The sequence below is a fragment of the Actinomadura meridiana genome, assembly GCF_039537545.1.
In the GTDB taxonomy this organism is placed as follows: domain Bacteria; phylum Actinomycetota; class Actinomycetes; order Streptosporangiales; family Streptosporangiaceae; genus Spirillospora; species Spirillospora meridiana.
In genome coordinates this window covers 1,027,307-1,047,341 of record NZ_BAABAS010000006.1, presented here as the reverse complement: position 1 = coordinate 1,047,341, position 20,035 = coordinate 1,027,307, and the positions used below count along the sequence as shown (strand labels likewise).

Annotated in this window: 14 protein-coding genes; 1 reads left to right on the top strand and 13 read right to left on the bottom strand. The window is 71.5% G+C overall.

From position 1 onward, the window contains the following. Window positions 1–9 precede the first annotated feature (9 nt). The 11 genes from ABD808_RS17755 to ABD808_RS17705 form a co-directional block, all read right to left on the bottom strand. Window positions 10–2,337: a DUF8189 domain-containing protein gene (locus ABD808_RS17755; protein WP_344897839.1), complete on the bottom strand. Its 2,328-nt coding sequence runs from the start codon at window positions 2,335–2,337 to the stop codon at window positions 10–12. A gap of 309 nt (window positions 2,338–2,646) precedes the next feature. Continuing rightward, window positions 2,647–4,569, bottom strand: a complete 1,923-nt coding sequence (locus tag ABD808_RS17750) for a TIGR03960 family B12-binding radical SAM protein (protein WP_344897836.1) — start codon at window positions 4,567–4,569, stop codon at window positions 2,647–2,649. A gap of 154 nt (window positions 4,570–4,723) precedes the next feature. Beyond that, entirely contained in the window at window positions 4,724–5,905 is a 1,182-nt protein-coding gene (gene rodA, locus ABD808_RS17745; protein WP_425548942.1) for a rod shape-determining protein RodA, read from the bottom strand. Continuing rightward, the gene (gene mrdA, locus ABD808_RS17740) at window positions 5,905–7,977 is read right to left on the bottom strand and encodes a penicillin-binding protein 2 (RefSeq protein ID WP_344897831.1); all 2,073 of its coding nucleotides are present in this window, start codon (window positions 7,975–7,977) and stop codon (window positions 5,905–5,907) included. The genes rodA and mrdA overlap by 1 nt, the downstream gene beginning before the upstream one ends. After that, window positions 7,974–8,576 carry a rod shape-determining protein MreD gene (gene mreD, locus ABD808_RS17735; RefSeq protein WP_344897829.1) on the bottom strand — a complete coding sequence of 201 codons (603 nt, stop codon included), beginning with the start codon at window positions 8,574–8,576 and terminating at the stop codon, window positions 7,974–7,976. The genes mrdA and mreD overlap by 4 nt, the downstream gene beginning before the upstream one ends. 1 nt (window position 8,577) lies before the next feature. Continuing rightward, on the bottom strand, window positions 8,578–9,594 hold the full coding sequence (gene mreC / locus ABD808_RS17730; protein WP_344897827.1) for a rod shape-determining protein MreC: 1,017 nt from the start codon (window positions 9,592–9,594) through the stop codon (window positions 8,578–8,580). Between the two features lie 69 nt (window positions 9,595–9,663). After that, window positions 9,664–10,698, bottom strand: coding sequence for a rod shape-determining protein (locus ABD808_RS17725; RefSeq protein WP_425548936.1), 1,035 nt, complete (start codon window positions 10,696–10,698; stop codon window positions 9,664–9,666). 467 nt (window positions 10,699–11,165) lie between these two features. Next, a complete protein-coding gene (ndk, locus tag ABD808_RS17720; protein WP_344897825.1) occupies window positions 11,166–11,576 on the bottom strand; it encodes a nucleoside-diphosphate kinase in 411 nt (136 codons plus the stop codon). Window positions 11,577–11,620: 44 nt separating this feature from the next. Further along, window positions 11,621–13,006 carry a hypothetical protein gene (locus ABD808_RS17715; protein ID WP_344897822.1) on the bottom strand — a complete coding sequence of 462 codons (1,386 nt, stop codon included), beginning with the start codon at window positions 13,004–13,006 and terminating at the stop codon, window positions 11,621–11,623. Window positions 13,007–13,110: 104 nt separating this feature from the next. Next, the gene (locus ABD808_RS17710) at window positions 13,111–13,437 is read right to left on the bottom strand and encodes a DUF4233 domain-containing protein (protein ID WP_344897819.1); all 327 of its coding nucleotides are present in this window, start codon (window positions 13,435–13,437) and stop codon (window positions 13,111–13,113) included. Then, window positions 13,434–14,807, bottom strand: a complete 1,374-nt coding sequence (locus tag ABD808_RS17705) for a bifunctional folylpolyglutamate synthase/dihydrofolate synthase (protein ID WP_344897986.1) — start codon at window positions 14,805–14,807, stop codon at window positions 13,434–13,436. Before ABD808_RS17705 ends, ABD808_RS17710 begins: the two co-directional genes overlap by 4 nt. Window positions 14,808–14,914: 107 nt before the next feature. On the opposite strand from ABD808_RS17705, the gene ABD808_RS17700 reads away from it, so the two are divergent. Further along, window positions 14,915–16,117: a hypothetical protein gene (locus ABD808_RS17700; protein ID WP_344897816.1), complete on the top strand. Its 1,203-nt coding sequence runs from the start codon at window positions 14,915–14,917 to the stop codon at window positions 16,115–16,117. Here the strand turns inward: ABD808_RS17700 and ABD808_RS17695 are convergent. Together ABD808_RS17695 and ABD808_RS17690 are read right to left on the bottom strand one after the other, a co-directional pair. Then, window positions 16,089–16,964, bottom strand: a complete 876-nt coding sequence (locus ABD808_RS17695) for a hypothetical protein (protein ID WP_344897813.1) — start codon at window positions 16,962–16,964, stop codon at window positions 16,089–16,091. The genes ABD808_RS17700 and ABD808_RS17695 overlap by 29 nt on opposite strands. Window positions 16,965–16,994: 30 nt before the next feature. Continuing rightward, window positions 16,995–19,604 carry a valine--tRNA ligase gene (locus ABD808_RS17690; RefSeq protein ID WP_344897810.1) on the bottom strand — a complete coding sequence of 870 codons (2,610 nt, stop codon included), beginning with the start codon at window positions 19,602–19,604 and terminating at the stop codon, window positions 16,995–16,997. Between the last annotated feature and the right edge of the window lie 431 nt (window positions 19,605–20,035).

Genomic DNA, 20,035 nt, shown 5'->3' with positions numbered 1-20,035 from the left:
CGCCGCGCGCTACTTGACCGGGGGCTTGGGCAGGGTGTGCGGGGTGAAGCGCGTCGGCGAGTCCGCCGCCGTCCCCGCCCTGACACCGGCCGGTTTCGCCTGGAAGAAGCGAACGGCCTGGTCCGCGTCACGCGCCACGAAAGCCCACTTCGCACCGCCCGCCACGGTGTAGGCGAACGCGACGGGGTCGGTCGCGGCGACGAAGGTGTCGCCCGGGTCCTGCGCCACGGCCCAAGAGCGCCACGCACCGGAGCCCTGCGCGGTCTCACCCGTGGCGTAGAGGCGTCCGTCAGTGCCGCGCGCCACGATCTCGGCCTTGCCCGCGGGGCTCAGCAGAGCCGTCGGCGATCCCTGCACGGTCTGCGTGCCCACCGTGTCCCAGGTGCCGGAGAACGCGCCGTCCGAACCCTGCATCGTGGTCTTGACGGTGCCGTCCGCCGTCGCCGCCACCACCCGGATCTTGCTGCCGGGGTAGGGCACCAGGGCGGCCGTGCCCGCGAAGCCCGTTCCGCCGAGGCTCGCGCACCGGGAGAGCAGACCACCCGTGTACAGCGCGGTCTGCCAGGTGCCGGACGAGTTCAGCGCGAACACCTGGACGCCGTCGCCGACCTCCACGGCGACCGGCGTCCCCACCAGGCCGCTGAAGCCCAGCTTGATCCACGAACCGTAGGCGCCGTTCGGATCCCGTTGCGGCAACGCCCACAGGACGCCGTCCGCGTCCACGGCGAAGGTGACCAGGGTGTCCCCGTACCGCGTCACGGTCGCGTGGGAGGCCATGGCCTTGGGGTAGTTCACCCACGCGTCCCACGCCGGTGGTTCCTTGGTCTTCTGCGTGCGCGCCCAGACTGTGCCGTCCGCGTGGTGCGCGACCACGTGCAGTCTCCCGTCCGCCTGCTCGGCCAGTCCGGGCCGCCCGGTGAACGCCTCGTTTCCGGAGATGGTCTCCCACTGGACGTCGCCGAACTGGTCCGGCTGGGGCTGCTGCCCGTGGACCAGTTGACCGATGTCGTTGACGTAGGCGTACTCCAGCGCCCGCACGGTCTCACCGGAGGCGAGCGTCGCCTGCGTTACCGCCATCGGGGACTTCTTCTCGATCTCCACGTCCCGGGCCGGCGGCACCGGAGCGGCACCGGCCGCCGCTGCGGTGGCCTGCGTGCACCCGGTGGAGGGAGTGAAGTACGCGAACACGTCGAACTCCGCCGTGACCGCCACGTTCTTCCAGTTCTTCACGACGATCTTGCCGTCCGAACCGAGCTTCGCGGCGACGAACCCGGAGTTGGCCAGGCCTGGGTCCGGATAGGTGACGGTCCTGGTCACGGGCGTCTCCTCGCCGGAGGGGTAGACGCGGACGAAACCCGTGGCGGCGCTGCGCAGCGTCAGGTTGAGCGCGACGGCCGTGACGCCGCTGGCCGGAATCCCGTTCTGGCCCAGCGGCGCCAACGTGTACGAGCCGTCCGCGGGAATGTCCACCGTGCCGCCGAGCCGGACCGGTCGCACGGCCTGCGTGACGGACCCCGCCAGCGTGGCCGTGGGAGACGCGAAGTAGCCCGAGGCGTCCGCGAAGAACGTGGCCGGGGACGTCCCGATGTTGGAGATCGCCACCTTGCCGTCGGCGCCGACCGGGATCATCACCAGGTTCTCGCGGTGTGTGTCCGTCCAGAGGTCCAGGTTGGTCTGCTGGGTGGAGACGGGCGAACCGGAGGCGTGCGCCACCAGCTTGGTGGTGCCCGTGGAGTTGGCGGTCAGAGTGAAGACCACGTGGGAGACCCCGGACGCGGGCAGGCCGCCCTTGCCGAGCACCTCGAACGTGGTCGATCCCCCGGCGGCGACCGTCAGGCCCTTCGCGAGCCTCGCCGGGCTGATGCCGACATAGGAGGAACCGGCCGACGACCCCGCGGCGGTGAGCGTGTAGCCGTACACGTCGCTGTTGACGACCACGGGCGTCGCTCTCGGCCCCTCGTTCCTTATTTTGATCTTGCCGTCGGTCCCGACCTTGACCAGCAGCAGGTCGTGGTTCCAGCCGCCGCGCTGGTACCGCCCGCTGGTCACGGACGGGACGCTCGTCCCCGACGGGTACACGATGAGGGATCCGTTGCCGTCCGCCTGGGCACGTGAGGCCACGTTGAGCCAGACCGACGCCAACCCGGTGTCCGGCAGGTCACCGACCCCGGCGATCTGGACCGTCGCCGTCGCGCCCGCCGCGATGGTGACGTCGTTCGTCACGCGGGTCCGCGCGCCGTATAACTGGCCCGCCGCCGCGGGCACCGCCGGATTCTCCGCCCGCGCCGGTGCGGGACGTCCCAAGCAAACGAGCACCGACGCGATGACCAGCGTCAATGCGACCGTTATACCCGTGGTCCCGCGCCATCCTTGGTCTCGCATCGCGCACCTCCACCGGGACCCTCCGGGGTCCAGAGACGATGCCCAGGATGCTAAGCGAGCAAGATCAGCTAGTTAAGAGCGATCATCGGGCGCCCGCGGCGGACGGAGGCGTCCCGCGTCCCGCGACCATCGCGGAGAAGATCGCTGACATGGGAGGCGACAGAGCCGAACTCGGACAGTCATCAACCCGTGCGGCCACAAGCGGACAGCGGCCGAGGGGGGTTGACACCATGACCAGGGCCGATGCCGGATTTCCGGTCAGGCTTACACGACCGATAGGGGGAGGAGTTTTTTGCCGGTGGGGCCTGTTTGGATTTCGGTGCCCATGGTGGGGCAGACGCCGCAGTCGTAGCAGGGGGTCCAGCGGCAGTCCTCGACCTCGGTCTCGTCGACGGCGTCCTGCCAGTCCTGCCAGAGCCATTCGCGGTCGAGGCCGGCGTCGAGGTGGTCCCAGGGGAGGACCTCGACCTCGTCGCGTTCGCGGACGGTGTACCAGGCGAGGTCGACCGGTTCGGCGGCGAGGGCCTTGTCGGCGGCGGCCGACCAGCGGTCGTAGGAGAAGTGTTCGCTCCAGCCGTCGAAACGGCCGCCGTCCTCCCAGACCGCGCGGATGATCTCGCCGACGCGGCGGTCGCCTCGGGACAGCAGGCCCTCGATGATGGACGGCTGGCCGTCGTGGTAGCGCAGGCCGATGGCGCGGCCGTACTCCTTGTCGCCGCGCAGGGCCTCCTTGAGGGCCTGGAGGCGGCGGTCGACGATCTCGTGGTCGCACTGGGCGGCCCACTGGAACGGGGTGTGCGGCTTGGGCACGAATCCGCCGATGGAGACGGTGCAGCGGATGTCCTTGCGGCCCGTCGCCTCGCGGCCCGCCTGGATGACGCGTTTGGCCATGCCCGCGATGGCGAGGACGTCCTCGTCCTCCTCGGTGGGCAGGCCGCACATGAAGTACAGCTTGACCTGGCGCCAGCCGTTCTCGTAGGCGGTGGTGACGGTGCGGATCAGGTCGTCCTCGGTGACCATCTTGTTGATCACCTTGCGCAGGCGTTCGGAGCCGCCCTCCGGGGCGAACGTCAGGCCGGAGCGGCGGCCGCCGCGTGAGAACTCGTTGGCGAGTTCGATGTTGAACGCGTCCACGCGGGTGGACGGCAGCGACAGCGACGTGTTCGTGCCCTCGTACCGGTCGGCGAGGCCCTTGGCGACGTCGCCGATCTCGCTGTGGTCGGCGCTGGACAGGCTGAGCAGCCCGACCTCCTGGAACCCCGACTCCTTGAGGCCCTGGTCGACCATCTCCCCGATCGTGGTGATCGACCGCTCCCGCACCGGACGGGTGATCATCCCGGCCTGGCAGAACCGGCAGCCGCGCGTGCAGCCACGGAAGATCTCCACGCTGAACCGTTCGTGGACGGTCTCCGCGAGCGGCACGAGGGGCTTCTTCGGGTACGGCCACTGGTCGAGGTCCATGACGGTGTGCTTGTCGACCCGCCACGGCACGCCCGGCCGGTTCGGCGCGACCCGCTGGATCCGCCCGTCGGGCAGGTACGTCACGTCGTAGAACCGTGGGACGTACACCCCGCCGGTCGCGGCGAGGCGCAGAAGTATTTCGTCGCGGCCACCGGGCCCGCCCTCGGCCTTCCACTCGCGGATCACCTCGGTGATGCCGAGGGCGATCTCCTCGCCGTCGCCGAGGACGGCGGCGTCGACGAAGTCGGCGATCGGCTCGGGGTTGAACGCGGCGTGGCCGCCCGCGATCACGATCGGGTGGTCGCCGGTGCGGTCGGCGGCGGTCAGCGGGATCCCGGCGAGGTCGAGGGCCGTCAGCAGGTTGGTGTAGCCGAGTTCGGTGGAGAACGACACGCCGAACACGTCGAACGCGGCGACGGGACGGTGCGCGTCCACGGTGAACTGCGGGATGCCGTGCTCCCGCATGACGGCCTCCATGTCGGGCCACACCGAGTACGTCCGCTCGGCGAGGACGCCGTCGCGCTCGTTCAGGATCTCGTAGAGGATCTGGACGCCCTGGTTCGGCAGCCCGACCTCGTAGGCGTCCGGGTACATCAGCGCCCACCGGACCTCGGCGTCGTCCCAGTCCTTGACCTGGGAGTTCAGCTCGCCGCCAACGTACTGAATCGGCTTCTGCACACGCGGGAGCAGCGGCTCCAGACGCGGGAAGAGCGACTCGACCGGCATGACGGAACCCTCCGTGCAGGGGACGTGAGATGAAACGCCCACTCTACCGGCGTCCGGCTAGTCAATCGGTCTTCTGGGGGACGACCCCCAGACCCCCGAGGCGTTCGACTGAACGCCGCCCTCCACTCCGCTGGCGCTCCGCTCCGGTCGACGCTCAGTCGAACGGTCTCCGCCGGACGTGGACGGCCTGGAGGAGGCCGAAGGCGATCATGTTGGCGAAGGTGGCGGAGCCGCCGTAGGAGACGAACGGCAGGGGCAGGCCCGTGATCGGCATGATGCCGAGGGACATGCCGACGTTCTGGAACGACTGGAAGCCGAGCCAGCACACGACGCCGGTCGCGACGAGCGTGCCGAACAGGTCGGCGGCCTGGGTGGCGATGCGCAGTCCGCGCCACAGCACGACGCCGAGCAGCGCGACGATCACGGCGCCGCCGACGAAGCCGAGCTCCTCCCCCGCGACCGTGAAGATGAAGTCGGTCTGCTGCTCGGGGACGAAGTGCCCGCCGGTCTGCTGGCCGTGGAACAGGCCCTTGCCGAACGCGCCGCCCGACCCGACCGCGATCCGGGCCTGCTGCGCGTTGTAGCCCGCGCCGCGCGGGTCGGCCTCCGGGTTCAGGAACGCGGTGAAACGGTCGATCTGGTAGTCCTCCAGCAGGCCGAAGAACCACACCGCGAACGCGGCGGTCACCCCGCCGCCGACCAGCGCGACCAGCCACCGCTTCCCGGCGCCGGAGATCGCCAGCATGCCGAGCACCACCGCGATGAGCACCAGCGACGTGCCGAGGTCGGGCTGGAGCATGATCAGTACGCCGGGCACGCCCGCGAGGGCCAGCGCGAGCAGCACGTCGCGGCGGCCGGGGCCGATCTCCCCGTCGCGCGGCTCGCCCAGGATCATCGCGAGCAGCACCACGAGCCCGACCTTGGCGAACTCCGACGGCTGCACCTGGAAGCCGCCGCCGATCACGATCCACGAGTGCGACCCGTTGATCGTCTCGCCGAGCGGGGACAGGACGGCGACCAGCCCGACGCACGCCGCCCCGTACAGGATCGGGACGTACGCGCGCAGCAGCCGGTAGTCCAGGACGGTGACGAACCCGCCGAGCCCGAACCCGATGAACAGGTTCAGGATGTGCCGTTTGAGGAAGCCCTCCGGGTCTTCGCCGCGCTCGGTCAGCAGTTGGAACGTGGCGGCGCGCACCAGCAGCGCGCCGATGACCGACAGCGCCAGCACGGCCAGGCACAGCGGCAGGTCGAGCCGCCGGAGCACCGCGAGGCGGCTGCTCCATCCGCGCCGCGCCGCGTAGCCCTCGACACTGCCGACCCCCGAACCGGTGATCACGGCGCGGCCCCCTGACCGGGCAGCGGCGGGACCTCGGACGGCAGCTTGCCGTCCGTGAGGAGCGCCTTGCGGTCCTTCGTCCCGTACATGGCCTCCCAGATCTGCCGGACGACCGGCGCCGCCGTCGAGGCGCCGAAGCCACCCTGCGAGATCATCGCGACGACCGCGTAACGCGGGTTCTTCACGGGGCCGAACGAGGCGAACCAGGAGGTGTCCTGTTTGCCGAACACCTCCGCCGTCCCCGTCTTGCCGCCGACGTCGACCCGCTTGAAGTCGAACCCGGAGAACGCGCCCGCGGCGGTGCCCTCCTTCGGGACGTCCGCGAGGGCGTTACGGACGTACTTCAGCACCTTCGCGTCGACGGGCAGTTTCGCCGGGGCCGGGGAGTCGAGCCGCTGGACGACCGTGCCGTCGGGCCGCACGACCGCGGTCCCGAGCCGGGGAACCACCAGCTTGCCCCCGTTGGCGAGCGCCGCGTACGCGCGGACGAGCTGCAACGGCGTCACCAGGACGTTGCCCTGCCCGACCGAGAAGTTGGCCGCGTCCCCGGCGCGGAACACGTAACCCTCGGTGCAGTTCTCCGTGGCGACGGCCTTGAGGTAGGAGGCGCGCGCCGGGTCGGTCTTGGCGACCTTCGGGTAGCCCTCCTTGGCGCCCTTGCAGTTGGCCTCCTTGGTGGCCTCCCAGAAGTCCTTCTTCCACGTCCGGTCGGGGATGCGGCCCCTGCTCTCGCTGGGCAGGTCGATGCCGGTGGGCGTCCCGAACCCGTAGCCGCGGGCCATCTTGACCATCGGGTCGGACGGGTTCTTCTTCGGGTGCGTCCCGCCGTCGCGCTTCCACTCGTCGTAGGCGAACTTGTAGAACACCGTGTCGCAGGACTTCACGAGGGCCGTGTGCAGGTTCATCGGCCCGTACGCGGCGCCGCCGGCGTTCCCGAACGCGCGGTCGCCGACCATGTAGGAGCCGGGGCAGTCGTAGATGCCGCTGAGGCTGGCGCCGTCCTTCACGGCGGCGGCCACCGACGAGATCTTGAACGTGGAGCCGGGCGCGAACTGGCCTTGGGTGACGCGGGAGATCAGCGGCTCGCCCTGCTTCTTGCCGAGCAGCGCGTCGTACTCCTCCTGGGAGATGCCGCCCGTCCAGATGCCGGGGTCGTAGGTCGGGTAGCTGGCCATCGCGACCATCCGGCCGGTCTGCACGTCCATCACGACGGCGGCGCCCGCGTCGGCCGGGTGGCCCTGCTTGCGCGCCCCCTCGACGGCCTTCTCGAGCGCGTTCTCCGCCGCCCCCTGCACGCCCGCGTCGATGCTGGTCACCAGGTGGTTTCCGGGAACGGGCGCCCGTTCGGAGGCGGTGCCGGTGACGCGGCCCTTGCTGTCGACGAGGACCTTGCGGAACCCGGGCTCGCCGCGCAACGCCGCGTCGTACTGCGCCTCCAGACCAGCGCGGCCGACGAGGTCGACGCCGCTGTAGCCGGTGACCTTCAGGCCGGTGCGCTTGTCGAGCTCCTCCTGCGTGACCGGCTGGAGGTAGCCGAGGACCTGCGCGGGACGCGCGCCGTCCGGCCGCGGATAGTCGCGGACGGCCTGGACCTGCGCGGTGACGCCGGGGAAGTCCTCCTGACGCTCCATGATCTGGAGGGCGCGCTTCGGGTCGACGTGGTCCTTGACGGGGATCGGCTGGTACGGGGAGCCGGGCCAGCAGGGCCGTTTGATGCCGGGCCCGCACAGCCTGATGCGCTTGGAGATGTCGTCGCGGCTCATCCCGAGGACGCCCGCGAGCCGGTTCAGGACGGCGTCGCCTCCGTCGTCCTGCCGGGACAGGGTCGTCCGGTCGACCGACACCACGAGCGCGCTGGTGTTGCGGACGAGCGGCTTGCCCCGGTCGTCCAGGATCATGCCGCGGACGGCGGGGACGACGATGTCACGGGTCCGGTTCTGCGCGGCGACGTCCTGGTAGTGCTCGCCCTCCAGCACCTGGAGGGTCCACATCCGGCCGATGAGGACGAGCAGCAGCGCTCCGACCAGCACGTACAGGACTACGAGGCGGAAGTGGGTGCGCGGGTTCACAGGTTCCCGCCCCGCCCCGACATCGCGCGGTAGCGGGCGGCGGGCACCGACAGGCCGTCGCCGCCCCGGGCGCGTTCGCCGCGTTCGTACCGGCGGGTGGCGCGCAGCACCGCCCACACGACGAACGGGCTCGCGATCACGTCGTACAGCACCTGGAGCGGGACCATGCTGGACACGGTCGCCCACTCGGCGCGCGGATCGCCGAGGATCATGCCCGTCCCCGCATACAGGACGGTCCCGGCGAGCGCCCCGGCGGCGACGGCGAAGAACGGCACGACCGACTGCCGGTCCATCTCGGCGGACGCGACGCCGCACAGGTAGCCGATGACGCAGTAGACCAGCGCGTACCGGCCGAGCGTGTGGTCGGCGGGCGGGATGATGTCGGCGGCGAGCCCGGCCAGGAACCCGGCGACCATGCCGGTCATCGACCCGGCGACGAGCGCTAGCGCGACCACGGCGAGCAGCACCAGGTCGGGTTGGACGCCGCCGGGCAGCGGCAGCCGGTTGGCCACCGACACCTGGAGGATCAGCGTCACGGCGATCACCACCGCGGCCACCGCGATGCGGCCCGCGGGCGGCGACTCGGGCGGGTTCAGCACGTCAGTCCCCCCGGCTCGGTCTGGTGGTCGGGCTGGTGGAGCCGCTCGGGCGCGCCTCCGGGTGGCGGCCGCCGCCCGGCGACGGCGACCCCGACGGCGTGGCCGACGGTTTGGTGGACGGCGGCGCGGGCGGTGGCGGCGGTTTCGGCGGCAGCACCGCGTCGCGCGGGTCGGTCCGCGGCGGGGCGACGACGACGGCGACGACGTCCAGGCTGGTGAACTTCACGAACGGCCGGACATAGGCGGTGCGGGTCAGGCCGCCGGACGAGCGGTCGATCCGCTCGACCACGCCGATCGGGACGCCCGGGACGTACGGCCGCTGGCCCTGCGATCCGAGCGTGACGATCCGCTGCCCGACCTGGATCGGCGCGGCGGCGTCCAGCAACTGGAACCGCAACGGTGTCGCACCGCGTCCGCCGAGGCCGCGGCGACCACCGCCCTGCACGATCCCGATCTCCTTGGAGCCTTCGAGCCGGGACCCGACCGACGAGGTCTGGTCGGTGGCCAGCAGCACGGTCGCGGTCGCGGGACCGACGCGGGTGACGCGGCCGACGAGGCCGTCCGCGCTCATCACGGTCATGTCCCGCTTCACGCCGCTGCGGCTGCCGACGTCGATGGTGACGGTGTCCTCGAAGCCCTGCCCGGCGGAGATCACCTGCGCGGCCATGATCTTGTAGCCGCCCATCCCGGCGGTGCCGAGCAGCCGCTGGAGCTGCGCCGACCGGTCCCGGTCGAGGCGCATGGACCGCGCCTGCTCGCGCAGCTTCTGGTTCTCCCGTTCGAGCCGGTCGGCGCGGCCGCGCTCGCCGGGCGCGTCGGTGATCGCGTCGAAGGTGTCGCCCACCGGCCGCACCACCGCCGCCGACGCCCGCTCGACCGGACCGAACACGGCGGCGCCGACGTCGCGCAGCCCGCGCAGCGCGGAGTCGTCCCCGCCCCGATAGTCAATGGTGATCATCGCGAGCGCCACGACGAGCAGCACGCCGAGGACGACGCGGGTGTGCCGGGTGTCCTTCACCCCACCGACCTTTCGTTACCCGGTCCGCCGGGGGAACCCCCACCTCGCGAACAGGCCGGACGAATCAGTTCAGTGCCGTGGCTCCGGCACGAGGACCTGTCGCAGCTCCTCGAAGTCCTCGACGCACTTGCCGGTGCCGAGCACCACCGAGTCGAGCGGGTTGTCCACGAGATGGATCGGCATGCCGGTCTCCTCGCGGAGGCGCTCGTCGAGGTTCTTCAACAGCGCGCCGCCGCCGGTGAGCGCGATCCCGCGATCCATGATGTCGCCGGACAGCTCGGGCGGGCACTTGTCGAGCGTCGTCTTCACCGCGTCCACCACGGCGTTGACGGGTTCCTCGATGGCACGTCGCACCTCCTCAGCGGAGATCACGACGGTCTTCGGCAGCCCGCTCACCAGGTCGCGGCCGCGGATCTCGGCGTGCGGCTCATCCTCGCCGCCGGGATACGCGGAACCGATCGCCATCTTGATCTCCTCGGCGGTGCGTTCCCCGAGCATCAGGGAATACTCCTTCTTGGAGAACGAGATGACCGCCTGGTCGAGCTCGTCGCCGCCGACGCGCACGGACTGGCTCGTGACGATCCCGCCCAGCGAGATGATCGCGACCTCGGTGGTGCCACCGCCGATGTCGACGACCATGTTGCCGGTCGGCTCGTACACGGGCAGCCCGGCGCCGATCGCGGCGGCCATGGGCTCCTCGATGATGTAGACGCGGCGGGCGCCGGCCTGGTAGCCGGCCTCCTTCACCGCGCGCTGTTCCACCCCGGTGATCCCGCTCGGCACCGCCACCACGATCCGCGGCTTGGCGAAGTGCCGACGTTTGTGCACCTTCTGGATGAAATAACGGAGCATCCGCTCGGTGACGTCGAAGTCGGCGATGACGCCGTCCTTCAACGGGCGGACGGCGACGATGTTCCCGGGCGTGCGGCCGATCATCCGCTTCGCCTCGATGCCCACCGCGACGATCTTCCCGGTGTTGGTGTTGATCGCCACCACCGACGGCTCATTGAGGACGATGCCACGCCCGCGCACGTACACCAGGGTGTTGGCGGTTCCGAGATCGACCGCCATGTCACGGCCAAGAAACGACAGCTTGTTACCCATGAAGAAAGGGAGCCCTTCATAATTGACGGGCGTGTATAGCGGCGCGTCCATCGTAACGTGCGCGGACGCCCTCGGGCAGTCACCCGCGGCCCGCGAGTCGATCAAAAAACGCCCCTTGAGCAGCCCCCCCATTCACCAAACAGGCGCGAACGGCTCCCCAACCGCCCTTGAGCCGCAACCCCGGCCACACCCACGGGTCGCACGACCGGAGGCGCCCCATGAGCCGCAACCCCGCCCACACTCACGGGTCGTGCGACCGGAGGCGCCCCAGCGCCGGAGGTCGCACGACCCGACGACGCAGGCGACCGCAGCGACGCACAGAAACCGCGACAGGCAAAGAGACCTAAACAGCGTCGTGAGGATCGCCTGCGTCGCGACGGGGGTTCCAGGGGGTCGCCCCCCTGGGCAAACACAGCCTGCGTCGCGACGGGGGTTCCAGGGGGTCGCCCCCCTGGGCAAACACAGCCTCAGGCGAGTTCGGGGAAGAAGAGCTTGATCTCGCGCTCGGCGGAGTAGGTGGAGTCGGAGCCGTGGACGATGTTGGCGCCGATCTCCAGGGCGAAGTCGCCGCGGATGGTGCCGGGGGTGGCGCTGACCGGGTCGGTGGCGCCGGCGAGGGAGCGGAACGCCTCGATGGCGCGGGGGCCCTCGGCGACCAGGGCGACGAGCGGGCCGCCGGTGATGAACTCGACGAGCTCGCCGAAGAACGGCTTGCTGGCGTGCTCCTCGTAGTGGGCCTCGGCGGTCTCGCGGGCGAGGGTGCGGAGCTCCAGCGCGACGAGCTTCAGGCCCTTGCGCTCGATACGGGAGATGACCTCACCGACGACGCCCCGGCTGACGCCATCGGGCTTGACAAGGACGAGAGTGCGCTCGGACACGGGTGGTTCTCCTTGGGAATGTCGATTTGTGCAGCGCGCAGATCCTACCTGGGTTGGGGATTCGCGGCGGCCTTGCGGGCATGTCTCAGCGTGGCCGCGGCGAGCACGACGGCGATGGCCCCGGCGGCGGCGAGCCACACGTGGAAGCCGTCCTGGAGCGCGTCGAGGCGTTGCGCGTCGGTCTGTGGGTGCTGTGCCTCCAGTTGTGCCGCCTGGAGGGACAGGACGGCGAGCTGACCGGCCAGTACGGCGGGGAAGCAGAGGGACAGGCTGAAGAGGGCAGCGCTGACGTTTGTGTCTCGTAGGGAGGCGGCCAGGGTGAGGCCGGTGCCGGTGCCCAGGAAGGCCAGGGGGGCGGCGAGGGTCCAAGGGGTGTCCGGGGTTGCTAGGAGGATGGCTGTGATGGCTGTGATGGCCAGGGCGTAGCCGGTGGGGATGGCTTGGCGGGCGGAGATGAAGGGGGAGGTGAGGGCTCCCAGTAGTGCGGTTGCGGCTGCCAGGACGAAGGGGAGTGTGGTGGCTTCGGTGGCTGCCAGGGGGCCGGTGGTGGGGTGGGTGAGGAGGCCGGTGGCGATCATGACCAGGGCGCAGCCGGAGGGGCTGCCCGCCGTCGTGTCGCGGGCTGCGGTCAGGGCTAGGCCGAGTAGGGCGATGATCGCTAGGGCGGCCACCGTTAGTTGGGCGCCCGGGGACCAGTCAGGGGCCGCTACGACGGCCAGGAACGCGAATCCGGCGGACGGGACGAGGGGGAGCAGGAGCTGGCCGCGTTCGGTGTGCCTGGACGGGGGCAGCGTCCACTGTCCGCGTCCGCGTAGCAGAAGGTGGGCGAGGGTGGCGACGGCGGCGGCCACGGCGGGCCACTGGTAGGGGGCCAGTGCCCTGTGCCAGTCGGGGGCGGGTGGTGGGACGGCCGCCAATGTGAGCGGGGCGGCTAGGAGGAGCGTGCTTGTGAGGGCGCCCGCGAAGGCTGCGGTCAGGATTGGGCTTCGGCGTTCCCAGACCAGGACGAGGCAGGCGGGCAGGATCGTTCCGGCCCCTGCTCCTTGGATGGTGCGGACCGTACCCGTGAGGGGCACCGAGTCGACGAGTGGGACGGCGCCCAGGCCCGTGAGCAGGGCGGCGAGGCCCAGGGCTAGGACGGGCCACGGGCCGTAACGGCGGGCGGCGACGGCCGCTAGCGGGACCGCCACCAGGAGCGCGGGCAGGGACAGGCCGGTGGCGCGCAGCAGCCCCGGGACCTCGGGGTCGCGGAGGTCGAGGGCGTCCGCCGCGGCGGGGACGACGTTCACGGTCGCGTCCGGCACCACCAGGACGGCGGCGGGCAGCGCGGTCAGCGTCAGCAGCAGCGTGCCCAGCGCGGCGCGGCGGCGGTGCGCCCGGCCCGGCGGGAGCGTCGTCGCGGGGGCGGTCGTGGGTGCGTGCAGGGACACGGCCAACTCCTTAGCCGGGTCAATTCCAAAAAAGGAAGAATGCCGGAATCATCGGCTGATCCGATTGCCCGGAATGGCGGACGGATGAATGCGTCCCCGCGAATTTAGCGCGGCTGGGCGCTCTCCGCCTTGCGTCCCATCCAAATGGCCGTTCCCCAAAGGGCCCCGAACACGACGCCGAGGAAGAACATGGCCGGAACCATGAATCCGGTGGCGAAGATCATCACTTGGAGGACGGTGCCCACGCCGATCGCCCAGGGGAAGCGCAGCAGGCCCGCGACCAGCAGGCAGACGACGGCGAGCCCGCCGCACACGCCGCCCGCGGTCGCGCCGTCGACGTCTCCGACGGTGACCGCCACCGGGATCGCGAGCGCGATCACGATGGCCTCGCAGCCGAGGACCGTGGCGAGCAGCCTGCGGGCGGGGTTCACGCCCTGCCCTCCTCGACGCGCAGCAGGATCCGGGCGTCGCCCGCCGTGACCGACGAGCCGGTGATCAGGACGCCCGCGCCCCGGTACTCCCCCGTCTCCTCGGCGAAGCCCATGGCCCGGTCGATCGCGTCGTCCAGCCGGTCCGCGACGTGGACGCGCTCCGGGCCGAACACGCCCTCGGCGATCTCGGCCAGCTCCTCCGGCGGCAGCGACCGGGCCGAGGAGTTGCGGGTCACGACGAGTTCGGCGACGACGGGTTCGAGCTGGTCGAGGACGCCCGCGACGTCCTTGTCCGCGGCGATCGCGAGGACCGCCGCGAGCCGGGTGAAGCCGAACGACTCGGTGATCGTGGCGACGGTCGCGGCCATCCCGGCCGGGTTGTGGGAGGCGTCCAGCAGGACGGTCGGGCCGGTCCGCGCGACCTCCAGGCGGCCGGGCGAGGCCGACTTGGCGAAGCCGCTGCGCACCAGGGCCGGGTCGAGCTGGCCCTCGTTGCCGCCGAGGTAGGGGTCGCCGGGCGCGACGCGGGTGGCGGCCTCCAGGTTGGGCTCTCCCCCGGTCGGCGTGCCGCTCGCGAACGCCTCCACGGCGGCGAGGGCCGTCGCGGCGTTGCTCGCCTGGTGCTCACCGAACAGCGGCAGGAAGATGTCGTCGTAGCCGCCGTGCAGGCCCTGGAGGCTCAGCTGCTGGCCGCCGAACGCGACGTCGCGGTCGAGCACGCCGTACTCGATGCCCTCGCGGGCGGCGGTGGCGCCGACCTCCACGATCCGGTGGAGCAGCACCTCGGCGGCCTCCACCGGCTGCTGCGCCAGCACCACCACGGACCCGGGCTTGATGATCCCCGCCTTCTCCCCGGCGATCTCCTCCACGGTGTCGCCGAGGTAGCGGGTGTGGTCCAGGCCGATGGGGGTGATCACGGCGACGGTGCCGTCGGCGACGTTGGTCGCGTCCCAGGTGCCGCCCATCCCGGTCTCGACGACCGCGACGTCGACCGGGGCGTCCGCGAACGCCGCGAACGCCATGGCCGTGAGCATCTCGAAGAACGACAGGCGCACCTCGTGCTTGCCGTCGACGATCTGGGCGAAGGGCAGGACGTCCTCGTACGCGGCCGCGAACTGGTCCTCGGTGAGCGGGGCGCCGTCGATCGCGATCCGTTCCCGCAGGGTGGTCAGCTCCGGGCTGGTGTACAGGCCCGTCCGCAGGCCGCGTTCGCGCAGGAGCGCCTCGATGAGCCGGGCGGTGCTGGACTTGCCGTTCGTCCCGGCGATGTGGATCACCGGGTAGGTGCGCTGCGGGTCTCCCAGGACGTCGACCAGGTCGCGGATCCGGTCGAGCGTGGGATCGATCTCCCACTCGACCCCACGGGCCATGATCGCGCTGACCGCGCGCTGGTAGTCGGACGGCTCGGATACCTGACTCACGGTCACAGAGCCTACTCGGCGGTTGGGGCCGTCCCGTCCGGCCCCACACTGAAGGGATGGACGTGTTCTACCGGGAGTGGAGGCGGCGGGGCCCCGGGGAGACCCGTGACATCGGACGGGCCCGCGCCCTGGCCGCCGCCTTGGGTGTCCTCGATCCGGGCGTCCCGGTCCTGACCGTGGTGGGGTCGAAGGGGAAGGGGACGACGGCGACGTACGCTTCCGCGTTCCTCGCGGCGGCCGGTCTTCGCGTGTGCACCGTCACCAGCCCCGGCCTTCGCAACGACCGTGACCGGATCAGGGTGGACGGGCGGGCCGTGTCGGAGGAGGAACTGGCCTGTCTGGCGGACGTCGTCGAGGCGGGCATTGATGTGTTGCCTGCTCCCTCGGGTGGTTACCTGTCGCCGTCGGGGCTGTTCACGCTCGCGGGGGTCGTCCACGCGGGGCGGGTCGGCGCGGACGTGATCGTCCTGGAGGCGGGCATGGGCGGACGGTCGGACGAGGTGTCGATCTTCCCTCCGGCCGTCGCCGCGATCACGCCGATCTTCCTGGAGCACGCCGGGGTCCTTGGGGGCACTCCGGCGCAGATCGCGGAGGAGAAACTCGGGGTGGCGGGGCCGAAGACGGTCGTCGTGTCCGCTCCGCAGACGGCCGAGGTCGGCGCGGTGCTCGGGGGTGTGGAGCGGGTTGGGGAGGGCGGTAGCGGTCTCCCCTGTCGGCTGCTCCCGGTTGGGTTGGCGCGGGGCGGGGCCGAACTCGGCGTCGTCGCGGCCCGCCGCCTGCCGGGCGTTCCCCAGCCGACGGAGGGGGCGCTCGCGGACGTGCTGGCGTCCGTCGTCCTCCCCGGGCGGCTGTCATGGCATCACGTGCCCGGCTCAGCGACGCGGCTGCTCGTCGACGCCGCCGTCGACCGGACGGGCGTCGCCGCCGCCCTCACCGCCGCCCGGAACGCCTGGGGGGCGATCGACCACGCCGTCGTCTGCCTGCCCGACCACAAGGACGTGGACGGTGCCATCGCCGAGTTGGCGGGGTCGCCGGTGACCTTCGTCCGGTTGCCGTACCGGCGGTTGCGGTTCGAGCACCCGCTGCCGACCAGTTGGGACGTCGTCGATGCGGACGCCGTCACGCCCGCGTCCCTCGCCGCCCTCGGACACCACGTGGTCGCCCTCGGCACCGGTTACTTCACCGGGCTCGTCCTCGACGCCGTGGACGCCGACACCGAACGGCTGTTCGTCACCCCGGCCTCTCGACGTCCTTCCTGATCCGCCGCATGAGGTCGGCCATCAGCGTGAAGTGCGGGTTCAGGCTTGGACGGTTCGACGCGACGACGCCGTACGAGTCCTCGGTGGCCCACGCGCAGTACGTGTGGGTCTCGGCGAGGACGGCGAACGTGCCGCAGACCGCCTTGCCGCCCCGCCTGCCGGGGTCGGCGTCCTGCCCGGCGATGAACGTCGTGGGCTGCGCCTTCTGGAGGAACCCGGCCGGGTCGCCGAGCGAGCCCGTCCCGCCCACGAACAGCACGTTGACCGGACGCGCCGGTTCCTGCGTGTAGACGGCCTGGCCGCGCGCCGCGACGGTGGCCCCGGCGGCCCGGATCGCGCCCGCGACGAACGGGTACGCCGCGCTCGCGGGCGGCGCCGTCAGCCCGTCCTTGCGCAGGCCACCGGCGATCGGACCCGCGTTGATCACCGTCCGGGACGCGGGGACGCCCGCGCGCGGCTGGTCGACAGGGCCGCCGCCACCACCGCCACTGCCACGGTCCATTCGGAACGCGAGCACCCCGGCCATGAGGACGATGCCCCCGACCATCACGGCACCGGCGACCAGCAGGAACCTCGGTGGCCGCCTGGGCGCCACAGGAGGCGGCCCGGACGGCATGGCCCCCGGCGGCGGAGGGCCGGGAAGCATCGGAATCGGCCCCGTGCCGTCCGGGATCATCGGAAGCGCGCCGGAATCGCGTCTGATCATGATCTGCGGGCCCGTCCCGTCCGGGACGGGCGCGTGCGGACCGGTCCCGCCGCCCGCGTCGGTCGACCACCAGGGACGCGAGCCATCGCCCCAGGGCGACGCCGGGTCCTGCGGATCGGACCGAGATGGTGAATCGGCCATTGCGCTCCCGATGGTCTATGTGCGGCGGGGTCAGCCCGTGGGCAGCGCGGTCAATTGGGACTCCAACCGGCTGATATCGGCCTCCGCCTGCGCGAGCCGGTCCCGGTTCTTGGCGACGACCGCCTCCGGCGCCTTCGCCATGAACGCCTCGTTGCCGAGCTTGCGGCCCACCTGCTCGACCTCCTTGCGGGCGGCGGCGAGGTCCTTCTCCAGCCGTCTGCGCTCGGCGGCGACGTCGATCGCCCCGGCGGTGTCGAGCCGGACGACGACGTCCTCCACCGGCAGCGACGCGGTCGCCGCGAAACCGTCACCCGGTTCGGTGAGCCGCAGCAGCGCGCGGACGCCCTCCTCGTGCGGCGCGAGCGGCGAGCCGTCCCACTCCAGCGCCGCCGCGACCTTCTGTCCCGGCTTGAGGCCCTGGTCGGCGCGGAACCGCCGCACCTCCGTCACCAGGCGCTGCAACGACTCGACGAGCGCCTCGGCGTCCCGGTCGGCCCGCTCGGGTTCGGCGGACGGCCAGGGCGCCGTCATGACCGTCTCGCCGCCGGTCAGCGACGTCCACAGCTCCTCGGTCACGAACGGGATCACCGGGTGCAGCAACCGCAACAGCTTGTCGAGCACCTCGCCCAGCACCCGCCGCGTCGTCTCCACCCGCTCGTCGCCCAACTGGACCTTGGCCAGCTCGACGTACCAGTCGCAGACCTCGTCCCACGCGAAGTGGTAGAGCGTCTCGCACGCCTTGGCGAAGTCGTAGGAGTCGAGCTGGGCGTCGACGTCGGCGATGACCGCCTGCAACCGCGACAGGATCCAGGCGTCCACGGTGGAAACCTCGGTGGGCAGGTCGCCCCGGACGTGCGCGCCGTTGATGAGCGCGAACCGCGTCGCGTTCCACAGCTTGTTGCAGAAGTTGCGCGACCCCTGCGCCCACTGCTCGGCCACCGGCACGTCCCCGCCCGGGTTCGCGCCCCGCAGCAACGTGAAGCGGGTCGCGTCGGCGCCGTACTCCTCGATCCAGTCGAGCGGGTCGATGACGTTCCCGAACGACTTGGACATCTTCTTGCCGAACTGGTCGCGGACCATCCCGTGCAACGCGATCGTGTCGAACGGCTGGACGCCGTCCATCGCGTACAGCCCGAACATCATCATCCGCGCGACCCAGAAGAACAGGATGTCGTACCCGGTGACCAGCACCGACGTCGGATAGAACCGCTTCAGGTCGTCGGTCTGGTCGGGCCAGCCCAGCGTCGAGAACGGCCACAGCGCGGACGAGAACCACGTGTCGAGGACGTCGGTGTCCTGCGTCCACCCGGCGGGCGGCTCCTCGTCCGGACCCGGGCAGACGACCTTCCCGTCCGGCCCGTACCAGACGGGGATCCGGTGCCCCCACCACAGCTGGCGGCTGATGCACCAGTCGTGCATGTTGTCGACCCACTCGAAGTAGCGGGCCGCCATCTCCGGCGGGTGGATCGTGACGCGGCCGTCGCGGACGGCGTCGCCCGCCTCCCGCGCCAGCGACTCCACCTTCACGAACCACTGGAGCGACACGCGCGGCTCCACCACCGTGGCACACCGCTGGCAGTGCCCGACCGAATGCTGGTAGGGGCGGATCTCCTTGACGATCCGGCCCTGCTCCCGCAGCGCGGCCACGACCGCGGGCCGCGCCTCGAACCGGTCCAGGCCCTCGAACGGCCCGGACGCGGTGACCACACCGCGCTCGTCCATGACCGACAGGGACGGCAGCGCATGGCGCCGCCCGATCTCGAAGTCGTTGGGGTCGTGCGCCGGGGTCACCTTCACCGCGCCGGTGCCGAACTCCGGGTCGACGTGCTCGTCCGCGACGACCGGGATGCGGCGGCCGGTCAGCGGAAGCTCCACCTCGCGCCCGACCAGATGCTTGTACCGGGCGTCGTCGGGGTGGACGGCGACGGCGGTGTCACCGAGCATCGTCTCCGCCCGCGTGGTCGCGACGACCAGCTCGTCGTCCCCCGCCCCGTACCGGATCGAGACAAGCTCCCCGTCGACGTCCTCATGCTCGACCTCGATGTCGGACAGCGCGGTCAGACACCTCGGACACCAGTTGATGATGCGTTCGGCGCGGTAGATCAGCCCGTCGTCGAACAGCCGCTTGAAGATCGTCCGGACGGCCCTGGCGCGGTCGTCGTCCATGGTGAACGCCTCGCGCGACCAGTCGACGCTGTCGCCGAGGCGCCGCATCTGGCCGAGGATCCGTCCGCCGGACTCCGCCTTCCACCGCCACACCCGCTCGACGAACGCCTCCCGGCCGAGGTCGTGCCGCGACACGCCCTCCTTGGCCAGCTCGCGCTCCACCACGTTCTGCGTCGCGATGCCCGCGTGGTCCATGCCCGGCACCCACACGGTCGCGTGCCCCCGCATGCGCCGCCGCCGGACGAGGGTGTCCTGGATGGAGTGGTCCAGCGCGTGCCCCATGTGCAACGACCCGGTGACGTTCGGCGGCGGGATCACGATCGAGAACGGTGGCCCGTCCGCCCCCGCGGTGAACAGCCCCGCCGATACCCACCGATCGTAGAGACGGCCCTCGACGTCCGCCGGTCGGTACTGGGTGGGCAGGTCAACGTCCGCGACGGCCCCCTGGCCGCGCTGAGTACTGGGCTGTGTCACGGCTGACGATTCTACGGGGACGTCAGGAGTTGAACGCCCACGGACGTGCGCGGGTGCGCAACAATCTCTACCGGCGAGCACCCCGCCGAGCCACCTCGCCGTTCCCAGCACGACAAAGGAAACACATTGAGCGGTTGGCAACCCCCACCCCACCCCCACGGCGTCCCACACCCCCCGCCACCTCCCACCCCCCACGCCTTACCCGGCGCCCCCATCCCACCCGGCGGATACCCGCCACCCGGCGCCCCAGTACCTCCCGGCGGACACGCCCCACCCGGCGGCGCCGTCCCACCCAGCGGATTCGCTCCACCCGGCGCCCCGATCCCACCCGGTGGTCACGCCCCACCCGGCGGGCCGTTTCCGGGGCCGTTCTATGGGCCGCCGCGTCGCAGGGGCGGCGGGCGCAAGATCCTTGGCCTGCTGGCCGGTGC

What these genes read in the sequence shown, in the direction of transcription:
- ABD808_RS17725 (WP_425548936.1), bottom strand. Translation starts at nt 10,698, where the DNA reads ATGGGTAACAAGCTGTCGTTTCTTGGCCGTGACATGGCGGTCGATCTC.
- ABD808_RS17695 (WP_344897813.1), bottom strand. Translation starts at nt 16,964, where the DNA reads ATGGCCGATTCACCATCTCGGTCCGATCCGCAGGACCCGGCGTCGCCC.
- ABD808_RS17750 (WP_344897836.1), bottom strand. Translation starts at nt 4,569, where the DNA reads ATGCCGGTCGAGTCGCTCTTCCCGCGTCTGGAGCCGCTGCTCCCGCGT.
- ABD808_RS17700 (WP_344897816.1), top strand. Translation starts at nt 14,915, where the DNA reads ATGGACGTGTTCTACCGGGAGTGGAGGCGGCGGGGCCCCGGGGAGACC.
- ABD808_RS17705 (WP_344897986.1), bottom strand. Translation starts at nt 14,807, where the DNA reads ATGGCCCGTGGGGTCGAGTGGGAGATCGATCCCACGCTCGACCGGATC.